The organism is Bacillus sp. FJAT-29937 (assembly GCF_001509555.1).
Taxonomy (GTDB): Bacteria; Bacillota; Bacilli; order Bacillales; family Cytobacillaceae; genus Cytobacillus.
In genome coordinates this window covers 27,980-49,150 of sequence record NZ_LMAS01000004.1, presented here as the reverse complement: position 1 = coordinate 49,150, position 21,171 = coordinate 27,980, and the positions used below count along the sequence as shown (strand labels likewise).

Below are 21,171 nucleotides of genomic sequence, written 5' to 3'. Positions count from 1 at the left end.
TTATTCGCAAATATTTAAATCTACGTCAGCAATACATTGGACTGCGCAGAAGCAGCCAAGATCAACTGTAATGCAGTCTCCTGTACTGCGGAAAAAGTCAACATCGCATACTGCATGTAAGTCGATTTTGCCATCTTTTACAAGGTTTACTGGCTTAAATCTTTGCATTTGCATTTGCTGATTTTGATTCTGTCCTTGTTGGTCTTTATTCCCTTGGCCTTCCATTTTAACTGGTTCTAGAACACGAAGGACTGCACAGCAGTTGTCAAATACATCTTCAACCCTGAAGAAGATGGATACACATGCTTGATCTTTGTCTTTACCACCGTCTTTTCCCATTCCCATGCCCATTCCCATACCCATTCTTCTATTATTGGTGAAAAAAGCATGGAAAGGTGTTCCATCAGCAGTGCTAAGGACAATTACACGTGTATCCGGGCGCATTGGTCTTCCCTTTGCAGAAGGTGAGATAGCTCCAAGCGGTTCTAGAAAGCAGTTAGAAGGGCATTGGCATTCTTCTTCTGCATTTTCTTGAATATCTTTTATCGCACGGACTACTTCACATACACAATTCTGATTGTGCTGTTTTAAGTTGTCGTCTTTTTTTCCACAACCCATTATAGTTTCCTCCTTATTTGATTCTTGTGATACTACACTAATAACATATTGCCGAAGTGCCCTATGGGTTACGGACAAACGCCTTGTTTTATAAAAAAATAGGCAATTTTTTTACGAAAGGATGGAAATAGCTTGGAATTATCATTAATGGAATTATTGATACTAGCCTTGGCAAGCTTTAGACTAACGAGGTTATTAGTCTATGACAAAATTACTGAATTTTTGAGAAGTCCATTTTTTGATGAATTTGAGGAGAAGAACGAAACAGGAGGCGTTGATATTTATGTTTCTCCGAAAAAAGGCGGCATTCGCGGATTTATGGGTGAATTGCTAAGCTGCTATTGGTGTACGGGTGTTTGGACATCTATTTTCGTATGTGTTGTGTATATATACTTTTTATCAATTGCTATTCCTATCCTTATTATTCTTGCTGTGGCAGGGCTTGCATCAATTATTGAAACAATTGTTCAAAAATTGCTAAATGAATAACCAATATAGGCCTCTGATTTACACAAGCTTACACCGCTGCTCATATATTATATGAAAGGAGATAGTAAATGCCAGCGATAAGCAGGAAAAGGATGTTCAAAGGTGAACTTAAAAAAGACTCATAAGGGGTGAGATTAAACATGTATAAAAAAAGTTCTGAACCAATAAAGAATCAAGCAAGTCAAACAGTTAAGAAAAAAAGTGGTTGTGGATGCGGGAAAAAAACGAAGAAAACGAAGCAATAGTACAGTCGGAATTTCCGGCTGTTTTTTTATTATCTTATTTACATAATTTGGTGACTCGTGAATTCATAATTTTACTATGAATCGAGGACAATAAATGAAGAAATACTTTATGATTACGGACGAGTAAGGAAGGGAAGATTTATGCGGACAAAAATTTGCATCATCATTTTCATAATGGCTGCCGGATTAGCAGGCTGTGGCATAGGGAGTGACGAGACAAAAAAGAGTGAGCTTGCATTAATTAAGACAACTAATCCTAGTCCAGCTTTACTTGAAAGCAACACGAAGGAAAAGCTTGATTTAGTGGAAAGCATCAAACAAGACATCAGTTCTATGAAAGAAATATATGATGTTGCGGTCATAAAAGGAAAGAAGGATACTTTGGTTGTTTATAAAGTAAAGCAAATGTACCGATTTAAGATGAAAGGAATTGAGAAGAGGATATCAGATAAGTTGGAGAAAAAATATAAAGATGAGAATTTTACAGTCTCCAGTGATTATAAAATTTTCCTTGAAGCTGTAAAACTAAATGAAAAAATGGAAGATCCTAACTTCACAGATAAGAAAGCAAATCAAAAATTAGAAGAAATAATTAGACTTAAACAAGAAATGGCGTAGAAAGGAGAATAAGATGGGGAAGGACAAGAAGAAACTTACACCAGAGCAACAAAAATATCAAACATTGCAGCAGAAGCATGAGCTTAAACGCCCGGTCTTAAAAAATTGCTTTAAAGCATTCTGGGTAGGCGGCGTCATTTGTGCAATTGGACAGGCGATTACTTATTTCTATATATATTTTTTCAACTTTACCGAGCAGACGGCTGGAAGTCCAACTGTTGCTACAATGGTATTCTTATCTATGCTTCTTACAGGTCTCGGCGTTTATGATCATATTGGCCAATACGCTGGAGCGGGAACGGCTGTACCTGTAACGGGGTTTGGAAATGCAGTAATTTCTGCGGCGATTGAACACAAAACGGAAGGGTTTGTTCTTGGGGTTGGGGGAAACATGTTTAAACTAGCGGGTTCGGTTATTTTATTCGGAGTCTTTTCAGCCTTTGTTGTTGCCTTAATTAAAACGATATTAATTCAATGGGGTGTTTTGTAATGCTTAGAGGAAAGCAGTCTTGGGTATTTCAGAATCGTCCTATTATCGCAGCAACCGGTGTATCAGGGGGGCCATTTGAAGCAAATGGAAAACTTGCTAATGATTTCGACGTTCTTCACGATGATTTATGGATGGGGCAGGATTCATATGAGAAGGCCCACAGAGTGTTAATTGAAGAAGCCTGTGAAGCAGCTTTAAAAAAGGGCAATCTGCAGGATGACGATGTTCATTTCTATATTGCGGGAGATTTAATAAATCAAATTACCCCGACAAGCTTTAGTGCAAGGACGAATCAAATTCCGTATTTTGGGATATTCGGGGCTTGCTCAACTTCCATGGAGGGTTTAGCACTCGCTTCCTTTATCTTAAATAATCAAGGGGCCAAATATATTCTTACAGGTGCGGCGAGTCATAATTCAGCAGCGGAAAGACAATTTAGATACCCTACAGAATACGGAGGGCAGAAGCCTCCAACAGCGCAATGGACGATAACAGGTGCTGGGATGGCCCTTGTAAAAGTAAATGAAGGCAATGAAAATCTTCCCTATACAACTTCCGCAACAATTGGAAAGGTCGTTGATATGGGTATCACTGACCCATTTAATATGGGAGGGGCGATGGCTCCAGCAGCAGCCGAAACGATTAAAGCCCATTTCAAGGACTTACAATTAGATCCATCATACTACGACTTAATTGTAACAGGGGATTTAGGGAAAATTGGACAGAGTACTACTTATGAATTATTAACGAATGCAGGCTTAAAAATAGAGAGAAATAAATTTCAAGATTGTGGATTGCTTATATATAAAGAGGATCAGCCTGTCAATTCAGGGGGCAGCGGTGCAGGCTGTTCAGCAACGGTTCTTTATGGACATTTGCTGAATCAAATGAAACAGGGTGTATATAGGAGAATTCTAGTAGTGGCAACTGGTGCACTTTTGTCACCCTTAACGTTTCAGCAAAACGAGACTATTCCCTGCATTGCACATGCTGTTTCAATCGAAATGGATAACAAGTAAAGGAGGGATAAACAAATGCTGCCAATGTTTTTTTGGGCTTTTGTCGTTGGAGGAATAATCTGTGTGATTGGCCAGTTATTATTTGATGTTGCTAAATTAACACCAGGACATACATTAAGCCTTCTTGTCGTAATAGGAGCTATTCTGGATGGTGTTGGACTTTATGAACCATTAATTGATTTTGCCGGTGCTGGTGCAACGATCCCCATTACAAGCTTTGGGAACTCCCTCGTTCATGGTGCCTTGAATGAAGCGGAAAAGCACGGCCTTGTAGGCGTATTAACAGGGATGTTTGAGGTTACGAGTTCGGGTATCTCCGCAGCTATCGTATTCGGGTTTATAGGGGCTCTTATCTTTAAGCCAAAAGGATAAAAATCAAATTTATAAAATAAGACAAAGATAGGAGCTTGCCCACACACCTCATCATCATTTGTCATATTGTGTTAAAGACTAAATAAAGTGAGGTGTAGGGACATGGGCTTCGGTTTTGGAGGATGCGGTTTTGGAGGCTATGGCGGATACGGCTACGGTGGCGGCTTCCGCTCAAATTTCGTCTTAATTGTCGTTTTGTTTATTTTGTTAATTATTGTTGGTTGCAGCTGTATATAATACTGCTAAAAAACAGGCAAATGTTTAACATTTGCCTGTTTTTTTTCACGTTTTACGCCCAATTTCATACTATATAAAGTAGTTTAGGAAAGGGCGTGAACCTAGAAATGGATAATAATTTTTTTAAAAATATTGAGCAGAAAACTGGCGTTAATATGAAGGATGTATTTGATTTAGCTAATTCATTACAAAATGCAAATTTTAAAGATGAAAAAACAGTGAGAAGTGTCATTCGAAGAGTATCGCAAATTGCAAATAGGCCAGTAAATAAAGAAACAGAGGACAAAATTGTACAGTCAATTGTCGCAGATGGAAAACAGCTTGATTTTGGCACCATTTCACAAATGATCAATAAAAAATAAGGAAAAAGAGGACCTGGAGTTTAAATATCCAGGTCTTTTCTTAATGTAAAGATATATTCAAAGCCATTGAGTGCCTTTGCATACCGGAAAGAAATCTCGATGGGGCAGCCTGTTTTCCGCGTCTTTTTTCGGGAATTGAAATGTATAAATATTCCATAGCTCTTGTCATTGCTACATACAGAAGTCTACGCTCCTCTTCAATAGAGGAAGAATCTCCGTTACGAGATGCTTCTAAAGCATAATCATGAGGCAAATTTCCATCAACGGCTCCTAATATATAGACGACCTTATACTCTAGTCCTTTTGCACGGTGTATCGTGCTTAGCGAAATGGCATTTTGATTTTTTTTGCTGAATTCCTTCATTTCCTTATTCATGGCTCGCATATGGTCTGCATGATTTAATAAATCCTCAATTGATGAAAAGTTCCTTGCAGCAACCTTAAGATCTTTAAGATCGTCAGAGCCTTTCTCCATCATATTCCCGTCATTGCCCCGCTTTTTAATAAAGTCTTGAAATCCAAGCTCCTTTTCAATGGCTTCAATGGCTGAAACAGGTGACATTTTTGATAAAGATCGGATCACTTTTATACTCTTTGACAATTTCTTTTCTTGAAAAGAAAAGCCTGTTTTTATATATTTCAGGCATTCAAGAAGAGAGCAATCCTTTAATATACTTTCTGCGATTAAATCCTTCATCGCTGTTTGCTTGACAAAAAGAGCTGGAAGAATATTTTTAATCGCATCTTGATGATCTTCATTAATAGACAGCTGTAGAAAGCTCAGCATGCTTTTTATGACAAAACGATCGTAAAAAGACTCTGCATCCATTTCAATCCTGAACGGAAGGCTGGAGTTAGCCAATCGTTCGAAAATGGCGCGGCTTCCGGTATTCGTGCGAAATAAAACAATGATGTCACTTGGCTGTAAGCCTTCTGCTATTTTTTCCTGCATATCAGTAACAATTGCGGTTGCTTCTTCTTCTTCATCATATGGGTAGAAAATGACAGGCGGATTTGTTCCAGAAATTTGAGCTTGCATTTTCTTCACATGGCGATTTTTGTTTTGTGATATGACTTCATTTGCAGCAGAAACAATTTCATGTGAAGAGCGGTAATTTTGACTTAATATGACGATTTCTGCTGTAGAAAAGTCTTTTTCAAAGTCTAGCAGGTATTGGGGATTACTGCCGCGAAATGCATATATAGATTGGTCATCATCCCCAACTGCGCATACATTTTGCGTTTGTGATGACATCATTTTAATTAATTCATATTGTATTTTATTAATGTCTTGAAATTCATCAATTAAAAAGTATTGAAACCGCTTTTGGTACTTGGCTAGAATGGACGGTTCATTTTGAAATAATGTATAACATCCAAGCAGCATATCATCGAAGTCAAACCATTCATTTTTCCTTTTCTCTTCCTCATAAAGCTGATAAAGAAGAGCAACCTGCTCTTCCCATGCAGATTCAGGCCTAACCTTGTCATCGGGTATGATGGAATTTTTCCAAAAGCTAATTTGCTGGAGGGCGAGATCAAAGGCAAATTCCTTCTCATCTATGTTTAATGTTCTGCCAGCCTGTTTTATAAGCTGGTCCCGCTGCCAGCTCTTGCTTAGAAGTTTAGAAGCAGACCATTCTTTCGGAGAATGAAAGGCTAAAATCCGATAGAACAGACTATGAAAGGTGCCAGATACAATCTGCTGAATCTTATGTTGGTCAATGTTTGGATAGGTTAGAAGTCTATTCTTCATTTCTGCGGCAGCTTTCGCTGTAAAAGTAACGAGCATAATTGATTTTGGGTCAATTCCATGCTCACTAATCATGAAAGCAGTTCTTGCTGTCAATACACGAGTTTTTCCGCTGCCGGCTCCTGCAAGAACAAGGAGCGGTCCATTAACTCGGGATACGGCCTCCGCCTGATTATGATCAAGAACGACACCCGCTTCATTCAATTCACGTAAATAACGAAATGATCCATTCATTACATATCCTTTTGCCGGAATAAAAGGAGTTTTTGTTTTCAATGTCTGTGCTTGTTTATAATTGTTTCCCGACGGAGTTTCTGCTGTTATGGATCTCGATTTTGGAATTCTAAATCCATTTTGTTCCTTATATTCATGTTGTTCGTTATGTGTTGAAATAAGGAGGGGTGGGGGATCCACACACTTCTTATCTTCATTATGAATATGATAAAAGTAAGGTTCCTTTTCAATCCCTATGTAGAACCGAACAGGATCACCACAAGATCGGCAATGGAGCTTTCCCTTTTTGCTATTTTCATATATGGATTGGTATAATTCCCTGTTCATATGAGTTAAATCAATGATTGCATTATTAAACTTCGCTGTTTTCATCTAGTTATCCTCAACTTTGCCTTTTTTTAGACAAACTCTATCATAACAAAAAAGCCTAGACTAACGAAAGTTTTTTAAGAAAATGGTCATAAATAGAAAACTATTTTCGTAATTCTATAGAAATTGTTTGTACAAAGAAGGAGGATAAAATGGGGTATATTATTCCAGTTAACCATTATCAATATAGCCAATATGCGGAGAGAGCGGCGATCAAAAAGTATGACCCATATCGATTCGTGCCTATTAATCGAATAAAGCCTTCAGTTAATTCTCCAGAGAAAGAGCAGTCACACGAGCTTATCCCCACTGACAAAAAGGCATCAGGAAAAAATCAGAAAACGCCTAATAATCAAATGGAAAGATTATATGGGGAAATCACTGGGAAGGGACTTCTTTATAGTGATTTTGCCTAGTGTTAAGTATTTACGAAAAAAACTTCTGTCAAAGTGACAGAAGTTTTTTTTACAGATTTTTTTTCATTGTCCGATGGGGGATGCCAGCATCCAAAAACTCATCAGAGATGATTTCATAGCCTAATCGGGTATAAAAAGGAATGGCGTGTGTTTGTGCATTCAGCTTTACAGACTGAATGTCATGCTCTTTCGCATAGTCCTCAATTTTCTGCATAATTAATTTTCCCGCACCAGTTTTTCGCTTGTCTTTAAGAACACAAATTCTTTCCACTTTCCCAATCCCATCAATTGTTCGAAATCTGCCTGCTCCTATTGGAGCTTCACCGTCATACTGAACAAAATGAACGGCTGTGTCATCATATTGATCAATTTCTTCTTCTGCCGGGACTTGCTGTTCATGAATAAAAACAATTTTGCGAACAGATAAGGCATCCTGTAATTCTTGATGATTTTCTACGACTTTTACAATCATTTTAGTACCCTATTCCCTTCCAAGTCGAAATGTTTCATATACAGTCCATGATCCGTTTTCAAGCTGATACAACAGGTGAAAACGGTCAACGCTGTCCTCATAGTTAAATTGGTTCATTCTTAGCGTGCCGTATACATCTGAATGCTCATCATTAGAGAGTTTTTGTCCAACTGTAATATGGGGGACAAAAGCATATTCGGAATTATCGATATTAATTTTCGTGTTTAATTCATTTTGAAGCTCTTTCAGTTCATCTGCTCCTTCAATTTTTAAATAGATTGCATTGTTAACCGGTTTAAATGAACTAAACTTTGTCGTTTGGATATTAAAAGGCTGATAGTTGTTAGCAATTTGATTCAAAGTAACTGTAAGCTGGTCCATATTTTCTTCTGTTACATCGAATGCGGATTTTAGTGTAATATGCGGAGGAATTAAGGAATAATTCGGATCATACCTCTTTCGGTAAGAATTCGCAAAGTCCTGAAGCTTTTTTGATGGAAAAATAACAATACCTAATTTCATCACATTACCTCCATATCAGAATTTGAATGTATTATATTATAAAATATTGAGAAAAATAAAATATTTATATAATTATAACAAATTTTTAATAAACAAAGTACTTAACATAAGAAAAAGTAATTAATCTTGTAAAGAATTAGGAAACATTTGTTGTAATGCTCGTTTTAAATCTGGCTGCCAATAAGTCCATGTATGATTTCCATCAAATTCTTCATAAAAATAAGGGAACTTCAATTCATTAAATAACTTTGATAATTCACGGTTAGGTGTTAAAAAGTCTTCTATCTCACCTTTTGTTGTTTTGACTGTCGTTTCTTCCTTGCCAATGACATGATAAATATGTAGGAGGTGAGGCTCTTTAACAGCTTTAACGGCATCCATTACATCCTCATTAACCATTGGGGATTGTAAAATCACCTTACCAAATGTATGTGGATATTGAATAGCCGCCAGCAGAGAAACAGTTGCTGCTAAGGAATCTCCAATCAGTGAACGGCCCATCCCCATTTGATATGTTGGGAATTCATCATCGAGAAATGGAACAAGCTCGTGTGCAAGAAAGCGGATATATGCCTGATGCTGCTCACCACTCGGATGATATTTTCTTCTTCGATCTTCTACGTTTTTATAAGGAATGCCTATAATAATAATATTTTCAATATCCTTATTTTCCAGCAATTCATCTGCAGTCCTGCCAATTCTCCCTAATTGAAAATAATCACGCCCATCTTGCGCAATAACGACCGAATATTTGTATAAAGGAGAAAATGAAGCAGGCAAATAGACTAAAAGCTGAATATCCTCACCCAACTCTTGACTAGCAAAGGTAATATCTTTAATTGTTCCTCTGGATTGACTCATGCATGCTCCCCCATATCATAAATATATAACAATTATTTTCATGATATTTTAACACATGATAGTAAGAAATACTTTTATTAACACTTTGTTGACAGGAATTTAATTCAGCAGTTTGTATGTCTGTTATAATATGGATTCATTTTTGGATTTCATGCTAAAAAATATAAAAGTATTATTAAAACCTCTTTTAGAATGAATTACTTACATACGGAATTAAAAACGGGAAGACTCAGAAAAACAATAGTTAAATCAAAGTTAATTTTAGATTATTGACAATTTTATTAAGTGTTGTGTTATTATATAATCTGAAAACTAGAAATCTATAAAAAGGGGGAAATAATTTGAAAAAGAAGAGTTTTCTTTTAATGACGGTATTATTGTTAACGCTTTCTATGTTTCTAGCAGCTTGCGGCGGCGGAGCGAAAGAAGAAGAAGGTGAAAAGACTGATGGAGGCAACGCTGGTGGAGATAGTGGTACTGAAACAGCAGAAAAGCCTGAATACATTAGTATTCTAACTGGAGGTACAGGCGGAACTTATTTCCCGCTTGGAGGATCTTTTGCTAATATCGTTACTGACGAAACGGGCATTAAGGCAAATGCTGAAACGTCTGGTGCATCAGCTGAGAACATGACAACTTTAAAAGCTGGAGATGCTGAAGTTGCCTTTACACAAACTGACATCGCGTCTTATGCAAAAGAAGGCAAGTTAATGTTTGAAGGCGATAAAATTGAAAATATTAGTGCAATTGGAACTCTATACCCAGAAACAATCCAAATTGTTACTACTGCAAAATCTGGAATTAAATCTGTTGAGGATTTAAAAGGTAAAAAGGTATCTGTTGGAGCTCCAGGTTCTGGTACAGCAGCAAACGCTGAGCAAATCTTAGAAATTCATGGAATTACTTTTGATGATATTAAAAAGCAAGACCTTTCATTTGATGAGTCTACTGCTGGTATCCAAGATGGCACCATTGATGCAGCTTTCGTTACAGCTGGAACTCCAACTGGTGCTGTAGAAGGACTTTCTGCAACTGAAGATGTAGTAATTGTTCCAATTGCTCAAGATAAAGTTGATGCAATAATTGCGAAATACCCGTACTATGCAAAGGAAGAAATTCCGGCTGGCACATACAAGTTAGCTGAACCTGTAGTAACAGTGGCAGTTCAAGCAATGCTTGTTGTTTCAAATGATCTTTCTGATGAAGTAGTTTACGATATTACTAAAGCTATTTTCGAAAACTTAGACAAAGTTACTCATGCTAAAGCAAAATTAATTAATGTTGAAAACGCTTTAAACGGAGTTGGAATTGATGTTCACCCAGGTGCACAAAAATACTTCGATGAAAAAGGCGTTAAAGCTCAATAATTGAGTAGTTGGCCGGTAGTGAACTTCTTGGGAAGTAGTGCTGCCGGTCAAATTCACTTTAAGAGAGTTAAAACGTATGGAAAAAAGAAATTCAGCGATTAAGCTGATCCTCATCCTATCATCCATCGCAATTATGTTATTCATTCCATTTAGAGAAGGACTTGTGTTTGAATACCAGGACTCAGGGAAAACGCTTGCCTATATCCCTTTTTCAAAGGAAGAAAGGTTTCAGATAATATATACCCATTCTATTCATTTAACAGATGTGGTAGAAAGCTATGAAACAACAGGTCAGTACGAGATTAAACAATACGAATTAATGTATGAGGATTTTTCAATTGGCATGCCGGAAAATGCATCGGAAGGCGAAGTGTTTGAACAAAGAAATGGTAAATATTATTTAAAAAATATGAACCGTATTTTCCCTTATTTTGACATGAGGATTGGAAGGATAAGGGCTAATCATAGAGTTGTTTATAATAATGTAGAATATCCCCTTTCCAAATACATTGAACCTGGAACATGGATCCGTATTAAGATTGAAAAAATGAATTTGTTACAGCTATTGAAAGGAGTGAATATCCTTGAGTCAACATGAAACGTTATCTCAGGAACAACAGCAGGAGCTACTGGAAAAATATGACCCTGAAGCAGGTACGAGAAAGCTAAAAGGATGGATCGGCTGGGTCGTCTTTATTGGATTGCTATCTTTCTCTTTATTCCAACTTTATACAGGGGTTTTTGGAATATTAACAGCACAACTTCAGCGTTCGATTCACTTAGGATTTGCTCTAGCCCTTATTTTCTTATTATTCCCTGCTAGAAAGAAAGACAAAGGGAAAAAGCATAAGCCAGCATGGTATGATTATATTCTTGCCCTTGCATCTATTGCAGTGGGTGCCTACTGGCCGCTCATGATTGATGTCCTTGTAATGAGGGTTGGCCGTCTGACTGACCTCGACTTTATTATTGGATTAATGGCTATTATACTCGTATTAGAAGCAACTCGTCGTGCAGTCGGGATGCCAATTACAGTTATTGCTACTTTGTTCTTGCTTTATGCAATTTACGGACAACATATGCCTGGCTTCCTTGCGCATAGAGGTTTAGATTTAAAGCGACTTGTCCAAACAATGTTTTATACAACAGAAGGAATTCTTGGTACGCCACTAGGTGTATCATCAACCTTTATATTTTTATTCTTGCTCTTCGGTTCATTCCTTGTTAAAACGGGAGTTGGCCAATACTTTAATGATTTAGCTCTTTCAATTGCTGGAAAAAGTATTGGTGGACCTGCAAAAGTAGCTGTTTTCTCAAGTGCTCTACAGGGGACAATTAGTGGAAGCTCTGTTGCTAACGTAGTAACCTCTGGATCATTTACGATTCCAATGATGAAAAAGCTTGGCTATAAAAAAGAATTTGCCGGTGGGGTAGAGGCAGCAGCTTCAACTGGCGGACAGCTTATGCCTCCTGTAATGGGTGCCGCAGCTTTCTTAATGGTAGAGTTTATCGGCGGGATTACCTATTGGGAAATTGCAAAAGCGGCGGCCATTCCTGCTTTGCTTTATTTCACTGGTATTTGGATTATGACTCACTTTGAGGCGAAGCGAGTAGGACTTCGAGGCTTGACAGATGAAGAAATGCCAAACCGAAAAGAAGTATTGAGTAAAATCTACTTGCTGTTGCCGATTATTGGAGTTATGGTCCTTTTAATGAGCGGAATGAGTGTTATTCGTGCAGCACTATGGTCAATTGTTATTACAGTTGGTATTAGTGCCATTAGAAAAGAAACACGAATCACATTTAAGGATGCGATTGATGCACTTGTTGACGGAGCGCGAACGGCACTTGGAGTAGCATCAGCTACAGCGGCAGCCGGTATTATCGTCGGGGTTGTGACGAAAACAGGACTAGGCCTTAAACTTGCTAACGGATTACTTGATCTTGCTGGCGGTGCTATCATCCCTACATTAATGTTAACGATGCTTGCAGCGCTTGTACTAGGAATGGGTTCACCTACAACAGCAAACTATGTCATCACATCAACGATTGCGGCACCTGCAATTATTTTACTAGGTGTACCTGATTTACCAGCTCACTTATTCGTATTCTATTTTGGTATTATTGCGGATATTACACCACCTGTTGCCTTAGCTGCATTTGCTGCCGCTGGTGTATCAGGAGGGGACCCAATAAAGACTGGGGTCAGTGCGTCAAAGCTGGCAATTGCCGCATTTATCATTCCATACATGTTTGTACTGTCACCTGAACTCTTAATGATTGATACAACTTGGTATGGGGTCATCTGGGTAGTTTGTACAGCTTTAGCGGGTATGACAGCCATTGGCGGCGGAGTCATTGGATTCTGGTTCAGAAGGCTTAATTGGTTTGAAAGAATCATTGCAATAGTAGGCGGACTTCTATTGATTGATCCATCAGGATTTACAGATATAATTGGTATTGTTTTATTTGCTGTCGTTGTTGCCTTACAATTTATTTTTAAGCGTGACAACACTTCCAAACCGCAAATTGCATAAGAGAGAAGGGAAGCATCTTAATAGAGCTTCCCTTCTAATGGTCAAAATTGGATGATAATTAATATAGGATTAAAAAATAATATTGACTTTTCTTCAATAATTAATATAATAATATATATACTATAATATTCGATCTGATAGTTCAGCGGGAGAACACTACCTTGACAGGGAAACTATCCTTTATATTACGAGCGATTAGTTCAGTGGGAGAACATCACCTTGACAGGGTGAGGGTCGGGGGTTCGAATCCCTCATCGCTCATAGGTTTAAGGCACTTTCTAAGAAATTAGAGAGTGCCTTTTTATTTGTCGAGAATGTTATAACATTTAATCGATTTTCTGTATTATTTATTTCACGGTGGGATTTTGGCGGGGGAGTTTTTAATCCCTCACTTTATTCAAATAATCGTTCAAATTTCTCAATTGCTTCAGTCTCCATTGAAGGTAGTAAATGTGCATAAGTGTCCATTGTTATTTTAATTGAACTATGACCAAGCCTTTCTGAAACTACTTTCATTTGAACACCTGCTTTTAACATTAGAGTAGCATGTGTATGGCGTATTGCATGGAAAGATAAAGTTTTATTTACGGGGCTTGATTTTAGTGTATGACGGAAAATACGTGAAAAGTTATCAACAGATAAGAACTTACCGTTTTGAGTAGCAATAACTAAGTCATTGTCTTCATACTTATTCGTTTCTTGTTCAATCTTTTGCATTTCTTTATGTTTAATAATGTCTTGTTTCATTTGTTCCGAGAAGGCAACAAATCTTCCAATTGAGGTCTTGGTACCTTCTTGCATATATCGATCTGTACCCATAGCCGCTCTAACTAATCTTTTTCTGACATTTATTGTTTTTCTATCTAAATCAATATCACGCCACTGTAAGGCCAATAATTCCCCACGTCTAAGCCCGGTGTGTGAAGCCAATCTAAATGCAAAAGCATAACGAGTGTAGCCCTCAGCAAACTCTAAAAGTTCTTTGAGTTCCTTTTCATCAAGTACTTCAATTTTTTTGTTCGTCTCTTTTGGTTTTTCAACCCCATTACATGGGTTATACTTGATTTCTTGTCTTTTTAATAGGTCGTTATAATACTTGTTCACAATGTTATATGCTTTTTTTACCGTAGCACTGCTTAAGTTCTTATCATATAAACTGTTTAAAAATAATTGGACATCAGTGGCCTTAATTTGATTAACGGCTTTTTTGTTAAAGAAGGGCTTAATGTGGGTATCAAGTTGCATTTGATAAACACTTCTTGTGTTATCAGATAGGTTTCTTCTACCATTTAGCCAAACTTGTATATGTTCAGCCATATTGTCTTCAATTTCATAATCCCCACTTAATTGTCTTTTAAGTTTTTCTCTATCTGCAGTTTCTGCATCTCTAGCATCATCTCTATCTTTAAACCCACTTTGTTTCCTTCTTATTCCCTTATATTGATACTCAAAGTACCATAACAAATCTTCCTTTTTACTTCTATCCTTGTGTTTGTATTGTGGCATTCGACCATCCCCCTTTTTAATTAGTTTAGTAGATTGTATCACTCCGGAGTGATATTGAGTAGGAGGTATTTTTATGATACCAGCCTATATGTTTTCAATAAATAAACACTTATTTAAGGCGTTATTACGATGAATAATTAGATTCTATCATTACGGAGGGATTTAGGGAAGAAGGTACTTTTATGTTACCACTTCCTAACTTATAAAATATAAGCATTCAATCTATGGTCATATTTAATTTAAAATATTTTCTAGTTGATAAATATATCGATTCGTCTTTTGGGTATATTAAAAATAAAAAATATTAATAAATGGTTTACTTTTTATAAAAAAATGTAGTAAGATTAAATCAAATAATACATAGTCCAAAAATGAGAGGAGATAGTAAATGAGTATTAGTTCAGACATGGGTCAATCGGTTATTGGGAATCTCGTTAAAGCATTTACAGGAACAACAAATGAAGTTGTAAATGAAGTTAGGCAAGAGTACGGCTGGGACACAGGGAACTTTAAAAATGGAGGATCATGGGATACTAGGTTCAATAGAATCAAACAAGTTGCATTACAGAATGAATTATTGGTTCTAACTAGAAAAAGAGGAATATGGTCATTTATTTGTGTTCTAAATCTTGATTCTGGCACTTTATATGTCTTTTCAAAAGACAAGAATTTAGAAGGGGTTATTAAAAAACTCGGAAGGAAAAATATTCATTACTTCCAAGCCTTTGTATCCCTAAATAGTGACCCAGTTGATATGGACAATCAGCAAATGTCATTATTTTCTGTTTTTCCTGAAGATTACGAGATGCGTAGAATCAGAGAGGCTCAGAAAATACTAGGGGAAGAATATCCGTTAGTAAACCAAGTGATTTTTGTAGTTGCTAAGGAAGAAGAAAGAAAGATAGTTGGGGTTGAAGCGAAACTATTTAATCGATATTTTGAGTTAATTGATGTTCAAGATTGGTCTTCGCACGTTCCTGACGATGAATACGGAAGCATTCTAGTTATAGATGATGAAACCATTGACAATACTGAAAATATTGGTATTATTCCTAAGGTGAAACTAGAGGTTAAAAACAGAAAAAATCATTTTGAAAAAGAAATTCCAAGTAAAAAGCAGCATAAAAGAAATATAAAAGAGGAAGGAAACAGTTAAATGGTCCTGTTCTCATAAGGAGGTATCAGGGTGTTAGAACGCCAATTTAACGGTTCAAGACTAAGAGAAGGAAGAATATATCGAGGATATACTATTACCGACCTTGCAAACGAACTAGAAGTAAGTAAACAAATGATTTCAAAGTATGAAAATAACAAAGCAGTTCCTACTTTTGAATCCCTAATACAAATAAGCAATTTATTAAAATTTCCAAAAGAATACTTTTATGAGAATTCGATAGAAGTCAAAACTGGTAACACTTACTTTCGTTCTCTGTTAACAACTGGTAAAAAAGAAAGAGAAATGCAGTACGACCGTGTTAAATATTTAACAATTATTCGAGCATTACTTGAAGAGTATGTTGATTTTCCAGAATTGCATGTCCCAGACTTTTCTGAAAGGGATTCTGAGAATGTTGAAGAGATTGCGAATCGATTAAGAGTAGAATGGGGCTTAGAAGATAAACCTATTAAGGATATTGTCTTTTTATTGGAGACAAAGGGATTTGTCATTTCTTCTTTAAATTTGGATAAGAGAACAATTGATGCTTTTGGATCGCAACATGAAGTCAATGGAAAACAATATTATTCAATTGTTTTAGGAAACGATAAAGGTTCTTTTTACAGACGCCAGTTTGATGTGGCTCATGAATTGGGGCATAAAGTCTTACATGATCCTTATTTAAATTTAGATGACTTGAGTAAGGATGAGTTCAAACAAATTGAGCAAGAAGCCAATGATTTTGCAGCAGCATTTCTTTTACCTAAAGAAAGTTTCTTGAGAGACGTCTCAATTCATCCGAACGATTTAATGTATTATAAACTTCTAAAGAAGAAATGGTGTGTATCTATTGGCGCAATGGTTATGCGCGCTTATAAATTAGGTGCAATTACAGAAGGAACGTACCAATACATGCAAAGGTCTATAAGTCAAAAAGGTTGGAGAACCAAAGAACCACTAGATGATATAAAAGACATTAGAGAACCAGTATCAATGAAACAAGCAATAGAACTACTTATTGAAAATAACTACATTACTGGTGATGAATTTATGCAGAAACTATCCCAACATTATGGCCTAAGTTTATATAGGGAAGAAGTTGAGGAATTGCTTGGATTAGAGGAAGGTTATCTTAAAACAGAGTCTGTTCCTTTAAAGGATAATATAGTAAGTATTAAAGACAGACTAGAATCAAAGAAACAAATCAAATAAGTGTTAAACAAGTAAGACATAATAAATAAAACCTAGCTGATATATCAGCTAGGTTTTATTTATGTAAGAAAAGAAGGTAACACACTCTCTATATAGAACATCATGACAATAATGAAGTTTACGAAAGAGGGTAGAGATATGAACGTAAGAAATGAAACGGAAATAGTACAAGTAAATAAAGACATGGTTGTGGCACAACAAGATGATAATTTTGTTGCAGTTATCAAGATTAAACCTTCAAGGGGAAATCAGACTAAGTATGCCATAGTGATTCCTAAAAATAGCCCTACGAAACATCAAAGGACACTGTTTAGGAAAGAGAATAATGATTTAAATTTTTTTATGAAACTTAAGGTTGCAATCACTCTCTTTAACATTTACAAAAGGGAAATGAAAGAAACACAAAAGGGTCAAGAAAAAAATATTTAATTATCTCTAATGAGCAAGTAAGGATAAATTTTTCCTTACTTCTTTTTTGTTCCTTTATAACTCACTAAAATATGTAATTGGTTCTAAGCTGGTTCATTGCTTATGATTAATCTGTTTCGAATACAGTTACAATTCTTTTTTAAAAAAATAAAGGTTAGAACGTATATGCGTGTAAATGAATATATGTAAAGACTTTACAAAAGAAAGGATTGAATATAATGGCTAGCAAGGGAAAACAAAAGAAATTGGATTTTGTGAAGGCAATTCACGATGATTATACTTTTATTATTGCCAAGCATCCCCGTTACGGATGGATGCACCATAGCGAAGAGGAGTATATATATTTTTTGTATATTACCCGCTCACAGAAGAGATTTGTAGACAACCGCACAGCTAATGTCGGTGAATACAATATTTTATGTTTTCAAAATTTCTTTTCTTCATATGAGAATCTCATGAATGTTATTGAACCAGTATTGAGTGAATATATACTGGATAACAAGAAGTTATTTCAAATAGCGATGTTATGTGAGGAACTTATAGAACCTAACGAAGATCCACTCCATAAAAAAGCAAGTGGAGAATGATATCTCAGCAAGGATTGTCTCCTTGCTCTTTTTTTTGTTTATTTTTAATTATGACTATAAATATTTATTTGGATAAAAAAATAATAAAGGTTTTTCTTGCCCTAGAAAGAAGTAGCAAGTATGGGAAACCAATGGAGAGTAAGGAAAGGAGAGGAGAAGAATGGATAAGTTTGAATATAGTGTTCAAGATTTAATAAGTATTAATGAATTATATAATCATGCGGCAAGTGTTATGTTCCATAATTTAAATAAATTTGTTTACATTGAAATCATTGATAGTGAGGGTGAAAAGAATTGTTTTACTCTGACTAAAAGAGACTTTAAGGCAGTTCAGACTGACTTTTTTATTTGTGTACTTAACGATATTATTGTAGATGGCTTAGACGATGAGTTAATCATGAGTGTTAAATTAAATCCGAGTGTTGAAAATTTTCCAGTTGAAATAATATTTACTTATCAAAATGAAATTCATGAAAGGTACTTTTGTAATTTTAAGGAATTGGGTTTTATTTATAACTCATTGAAAAAGCAAAGATCAGGCATTAGGTAGAAGATATGAAGGTGAAGTAATACTTAGATAGAATTTTGCTCACAAATGACAGGGCCTGCACCAACAAGCTAAATAATTTAATGTGTTGGTGTCTATGTTAGGAGGTGCTGCATATGCAAACAATAATAGCCGTGAAGTCCCCTACAATTATGGCAATAGACGCCTCATTAACATCCTCCGGTATTGCTATTACAAAATTCAACAAAGAAATTGTCATGCTCCATACAATTAAGACTACTGCTAATATGCCTATTCATCAAAGGATTCTCTTTGTATATATAAATTTAGACAAAATTATTGAAGACTACAAGGTTAAAGTTATTTTAATGGAAAGTAACTATACTGGAGGAAGTAAGGAAGTAAATTGGATTATAGGAATAATCTATTTAATTGCTGCAATGAGAGGAATTAATGTAGTGACTTACGCTCCTGCTTCTATTAAAAAGGCTGTTACAGGGAATGGAAGAGCAAGCAAGAAAGAGATAAAAATTGCCATACATAAAATATTCGGGGATTTAAAAACAAATGAGCATGTTCGCGATGCATTGGGAATCATTCATTGTTATTTTATAAAAAAGGTTGAAGCGATATAAAAAAATTAAAATATAAAATAGTCATATAAAGAGTAGACATTGCGTTTGCTCTTTTTTCTTTTTGTAAATAATACCAATTAAGGAGTGATTATCTTGTATAAACACGATATACATAAAGGATTTACTTATTTATTTTTCTTTATGATAACGATATTTATTCTTATACCATTTGTTCCGATATCTTTTCAAATTGACCAGTTCACTTACATGAATGCTTTAATTTTTTCTATAATTGGTTCATTTTGTTTTAGTGAAATATATATCGGATTACATGAATCAATTAAGGAAAAGGGATTCCTTGCTATCTTTGTTCGATATCTATTTATTCTTCCTGTTTTTGCAATAAATTGTTCTTTAGTCTTATTGGGAAACTGGTTTGCAATGCAGCACAAAATAGTGGATACATTAAATTTTACATGGTTTGCAGTTGTTGGAGGCTTTATATGGTTTATTAGTTTCCATTCGGCAAAGTTAGTTCCAAATTTGCCAGCAATGGCATTTAAGAAAAAGGAGCAATAATCCCGCTCTTTTTCAAATGTCAAAATATAAAGGTTTGTGTCTTTTTATACTATTCATTTGGCCCTGACTGTATTCTTAGATCGACGTATAATAATAGAATACCAATAAATTTCTAAGATTAGGGGGCGTTTGATATAGAACTACTTATACCAAGTAAAAAGACGAGGCTGAATACTCATTTATTTCATTTCTTATGTAGATTGTTTGTTATAACTTTGTTTGCTCCTTTGACCTTACAATTCTGGGAAAACAGTGCTATGGCATATTTTATCATTGCATACTTGACTATGCAGATAGGTGGATTTATTTATAAGCGAATGTACGTTCTAACATATCAATACTTGGTCAATGAGAAATATAATAATAATGGAATGCCACCAATATTTTCTTGGATTATGCTTACGCTCATATTGTTTGTCTCATTAGTGTCCGGGGTGATACTTTTCTTTCAAGGGAATAGAGTATTTTCTACTTTTTTTATGCCATTTTTTTTCTTTATGGGGGCATTCTGCTGGAACTTAGTAATCTATTCTGTCTTGGCATCATTAAGAGAGAGGTGAGCCAAGTTGCATAATATAAACGAAAAGGATATTAATACTAATTTAAGGATTATTTCTGTACTATTTGTTTGGTCTATAATTTTTTGTTCAATTTCTTCAGTTATGCTATACCCTATTAATTATTTAACATTAAAACTTGACCCAACCTACTATTTTTTATCCTTTGCTGCAGTATTCATTAGTAGTGGCGTTCTATTTCACCGATTTTATTTATATATGTATGATCATGTTGTAATCTTAGCAAAAAATCAAAATGAAAAATTTTGGAATACGATTGCTATTAATATATTTAACTTAACAGGAGCATTTGCTGGATTCCTAATTTACTTGTTTACCAATAGCCCCGTATATGGAGGGATTACAATTTTGGTTTATTTGTACGGTTCTTTAAGTTGGTACATCCCTCTAAATTATTTTAGAAAGGAACTTAAAGAAAAAAGGGAAAGGAAATATAATACTGTCTTTATAGACGAGAATGGGAATAAACGTCTCTATTTCAAAGTTTAAAAATGTGTCATGCTAGTTACAAAATAATAATGAAAATTAGCCGATAAGAATCAATAATAATGATTATTTTTAGAGGGTACAGAGGGAATAGCTGATAATATTTTTAATATAAAAGAAGGTAATTATCTGTAAATGTTGAAATAAATAGTGTCAGGATAAATCATTCCCCTTAGAATCTTCTGACAATGTCCTCTAATTCTTTTGCCGCTTTCTTGTGTTTACTTCTTTTTTGATTGTAATAATAATACACAAAAGATCAAATGGTTTTGTTAACTATTTGATCTTTTCTTATTTTTAGAAGAAAAATTTTTGCTTTCTTGTAATTAAAATTTAGTAAAAATTTATTAACGAAAAAAATAAATTCAATGTACGAAAAAAATCCATACAATAGGATAATATTAAATGTTTACTATCAAGGAAAATGAAAGAAAACGAACAAATTTGCATTACATTAACATTTATTAAGTTTGACTGTTTTAGGCTATATTCAACAGCTTTCGGCTGTTTTTAGGGATTTATAATTATAATGGGAATGTAAATTTTCGGTTCCTCAATGAACATTTTTTTTGAA

General features: G+C 35.2%; 25 protein-coding genes and 1 tRNA gene. 20 read left to right on the top strand and 6 right to left on the bottom strand.

Annotation, left to right across the window (positions count from 1 at the left end; translation table 11 throughout):
• Complete coding sequence (locus tag AR328_RS10400; protein WP_066294864.1) at positions 1–618, bottom strand: CotY/CotZ family spore coat protein; 618 nt, start codon at positions 616–618, stop codon at positions 1–3.
• Between the two features lie 132 nt (positions 619–750).
• Here AR328_RS10400 and AR328_RS10395 point away from each other — a divergent pair, with 132 nt between their 5' ends.
• The 7 genes from AR328_RS10395 (at position 751) to AR328_RS10370 (ending at position 4,450) form a co-directional block, all read left to right on the top strand.
• Complete coding sequence (locus AR328_RS10395) at positions 751–1,107, top strand: DUF1360 domain-containing protein (protein WP_066294862.1); 357 nt, start codon at positions 751–753, stop codon at positions 1,105–1,107.
• Positions 1,108–1,493: 386 nt separating this feature from the next.
• The gene (locus AR328_RS10390) at positions 1,494–1,970 is read left to right on the top strand and encodes a YhcN/YlaJ family sporulation lipoprotein (protein ID WP_066294860.1); all 477 of its coding nucleotides are present in this window, start codon (positions 1,494–1,496) and stop codon (positions 1,968–1,970) included.
• A gap of 13 nt (positions 1,971–1,983) precedes the next feature.
• Complete coding sequence (spoVAC, locus tag AR328_RS10385) at positions 1,984–2,460, top strand: stage V sporulation protein AC (protein ID WP_066294858.1); 477 nt, start codon at positions 1,984–1,986, stop codon at positions 2,458–2,460.
• Positions 2,460–3,479 (top strand): stage V sporulation protein AD, encoded by a 1,020-nt coding sequence (spoVAD, locus tag AR328_RS10380; protein WP_066294856.1) that lies wholly within the window; start codon positions 2,460–2,462, stop codon positions 3,477–3,479. Before spoVAC ends, spoVAD begins: the two co-directional genes overlap by 1 nt.
• 15 nt (positions 3,480–3,494) lie before the next feature.
• Positions 3,495–3,851 carry a stage V sporulation protein AE gene (gene spoVAE / locus AR328_RS10375; RefSeq protein ID WP_066294855.1) on the top strand — a complete coding sequence of 119 codons (357 nt, stop codon included), beginning with the start codon at positions 3,495–3,497 and terminating at the stop codon, positions 3,849–3,851.
• A gap of 102 nt (positions 3,852–3,953) precedes the next feature.
• Entirely contained in the window at positions 3,954–4,088 is a 135-nt protein-coding gene (gene yjcZ, locus AR328_RS22220) for a sporulation protein YjcZ (RefSeq protein ID WP_082677186.1), read from the top strand.
• Positions 4,089–4,195: 107 nt separating this feature from the next.
• Positions 4,196–4,450 carry a stage VI sporulation protein F gene (locus tag AR328_RS10370; protein WP_066295237.1) on the top strand — a complete coding sequence of 85 codons (255 nt, stop codon included), beginning with the start codon at positions 4,196–4,198 and terminating at the stop codon, positions 4,448–4,450.
• A 40-nt stretch (positions 4,451–4,490) separates the two neighbouring features.
• On the opposite strand, the gene AR328_RS10365 is transcribed toward AR328_RS10370, so the two are convergent.
• Positions 4,491–6,809: an ATP-dependent helicase gene (locus tag AR328_RS10365; RefSeq protein WP_066294852.1), complete on the bottom strand. Its 2,319-nt coding sequence runs from the start codon at positions 6,807–6,809 to the stop codon at positions 4,491–4,493.
• A 149-nt stretch (positions 6,810–6,958) separates the two neighbouring features.
• Between AR328_RS10365 and AR328_RS10360 the strand changes: the two genes are divergently transcribed.
• Positions 6,959–7,222 carry a hypothetical protein gene (locus tag AR328_RS10360; protein ID WP_066294850.1) on the top strand — a complete coding sequence of 88 codons (264 nt, stop codon included), beginning with the start codon at positions 6,959–6,961 and terminating at the stop codon, positions 7,220–7,222.
• 49 nt (positions 7,223–7,271) lie between these two features.
• Here AR328_RS10360 and AR328_RS10355 read toward each other — a convergent pair whose 3' ends face one another.
• The 3 genes from AR328_RS10355 to AR328_RS10345 form a co-directional block, all read right to left on the bottom strand.
• A complete protein-coding gene (locus tag AR328_RS10355) occupies positions 7,272–7,694 on the bottom strand; it encodes a GNAT family N-acetyltransferase (protein ID WP_066294849.1) in 423 nt (140 codons plus the stop codon).
• Between the two features lie 9 nt (positions 7,695–7,703).
• Positions 7,704–8,216 (bottom strand): YjcG family protein, encoded by a 513-nt coding sequence (locus AR328_RS10350; RefSeq protein ID WP_066294848.1) that lies wholly within the window; start codon positions 8,214–8,216, stop codon positions 7,704–7,706.
• 120 nt (positions 8,217–8,336) lie between these two features.
• Entirely contained in the window at positions 8,337–9,077 is a 741-nt protein-coding gene (locus AR328_RS10345) for an alpha/beta hydrolase (protein WP_066294847.1), read from the bottom strand.
• Positions 9,078–9,418: 341 nt separating this feature from the next.
• Between AR328_RS10345 and AR328_RS10340 the strand changes: the two genes are divergently transcribed.
• From AR328_RS10340 to AR328_RS10325, 4 genes are all read left to right on the top strand, one after another.
• Complete coding sequence (locus AR328_RS10340; protein WP_066294845.1) at positions 9,419–10,444, top strand: TAXI family TRAP transporter solute-binding subunit; 1,026 nt, start codon at positions 9,419–9,421, stop codon at positions 10,442–10,444.
• Positions 10,445–10,520: 76 nt separating this feature from the next.
• Positions 10,521–11,042 carry a DUF1850 domain-containing protein gene (locus AR328_RS10335; protein WP_066294841.1) on the top strand — a complete coding sequence of 174 codons (522 nt, stop codon included), beginning with the start codon at positions 10,521–10,523 and terminating at the stop codon, positions 11,040–11,042.
• Positions 11,029–12,981: a TRAP transporter permease gene (locus AR328_RS10330; RefSeq protein WP_066294840.1), complete on the top strand. Its 1,953-nt coding sequence runs from the start codon at positions 11,029–11,031 to the stop codon at positions 12,979–12,981. Before AR328_RS10335 ends, AR328_RS10330 begins: the two co-directional genes overlap by 14 nt.
• Positions 12,982–13,170: 189 nt before the next feature.
• Positions 13,171–13,242: transfer RNA gene (locus AR328_RS10325), tRNA-Val, on the top strand.
• A gap of 132 nt (positions 13,243–13,374) precedes the next feature.
• On the opposite strand, the gene AR328_RS10320 is transcribed toward AR328_RS10325, so the two are convergent.
• Positions 13,375–14,487 carry a tyrosine-type recombinase/integrase gene (locus tag AR328_RS10320; RefSeq protein WP_066294838.1) on the bottom strand — a complete coding sequence of 371 codons (1,113 nt, stop codon included), beginning with the start codon at positions 14,485–14,487 and terminating at the stop codon, positions 13,375–13,377.
• A gap of 388 nt (positions 14,488–14,875) precedes the next feature.
• Here AR328_RS10320 and AR328_RS10315 point away from each other — a divergent pair, with 388 nt between their 5' ends.
• From AR328_RS10315 to AR328_RS10280, 8 genes are all read left to right on the top strand, one after another.
• Complete coding sequence (locus AR328_RS10315; protein WP_066294836.1) at positions 14,876–15,643, top strand: DUF5986 family protein; 768 nt, start codon at positions 14,876–14,878, stop codon at positions 15,641–15,643.
• A gap of 30 nt (positions 15,644–15,673) precedes the next feature.
• A complete protein-coding gene (locus tag AR328_RS10310) occupies positions 15,674–16,855 on the top strand; it encodes a helix-turn-helix domain-containing protein (protein WP_066294835.1) in 1,182 nt (393 codons plus the stop codon).
• Positions 16,856–16,993: 138 nt separating this feature from the next.
• Positions 16,994–17,284, top strand: a complete 291-nt coding sequence (locus tag AR328_RS10305; RefSeq protein ID WP_066294833.1) for a hypothetical protein — start codon at positions 16,994–16,996, stop codon at positions 17,282–17,284.
• A 218-nt stretch (positions 17,285–17,502) separates the two neighbouring features.
• Entirely contained in the window at positions 17,503–17,871 is a 369-nt protein-coding gene (locus AR328_RS10300) for a hypothetical protein (protein WP_066294831.1), read from the top strand.
• A 160-nt stretch (positions 17,872–18,031) separates the two neighbouring features.
• The gene (locus AR328_RS10295) at positions 18,032–18,421 is read left to right on the top strand and encodes a hypothetical protein (protein ID WP_066294829.1); all 390 of its coding nucleotides are present in this window, start codon (positions 18,032–18,034) and stop codon (positions 18,419–18,421) included.
• A 113-nt stretch (positions 18,422–18,534) separates the two neighbouring features.
• Positions 18,535–19,014 carry a crossover junction endodeoxyribonuclease RuvC gene (locus AR328_RS10290; RefSeq protein WP_066294824.1) on the top strand — a complete coding sequence of 160 codons (480 nt, stop codon included), beginning with the start codon at positions 18,535–18,537 and terminating at the stop codon, positions 19,012–19,014.
• A gap of 93 nt (positions 19,015–19,107) precedes the next feature.
• Positions 19,108–19,533, top strand: coding sequence for a hypothetical protein (locus AR328_RS10285; RefSeq protein ID WP_066294823.1), 426 nt, complete (start codon positions 19,108–19,110; stop codon positions 19,531–19,533).
• A 566-nt stretch (positions 19,534–20,099) separates the two neighbouring features.
• On the top strand, positions 20,100–20,600 hold the full coding sequence (locus tag AR328_RS10280; RefSeq protein WP_066294821.1) for a hypothetical protein: 501 nt from the start codon (positions 20,100–20,102) through the stop codon (positions 20,598–20,600).
• Positions 20,601–21,171: the final 571 nt, after the last annotated feature.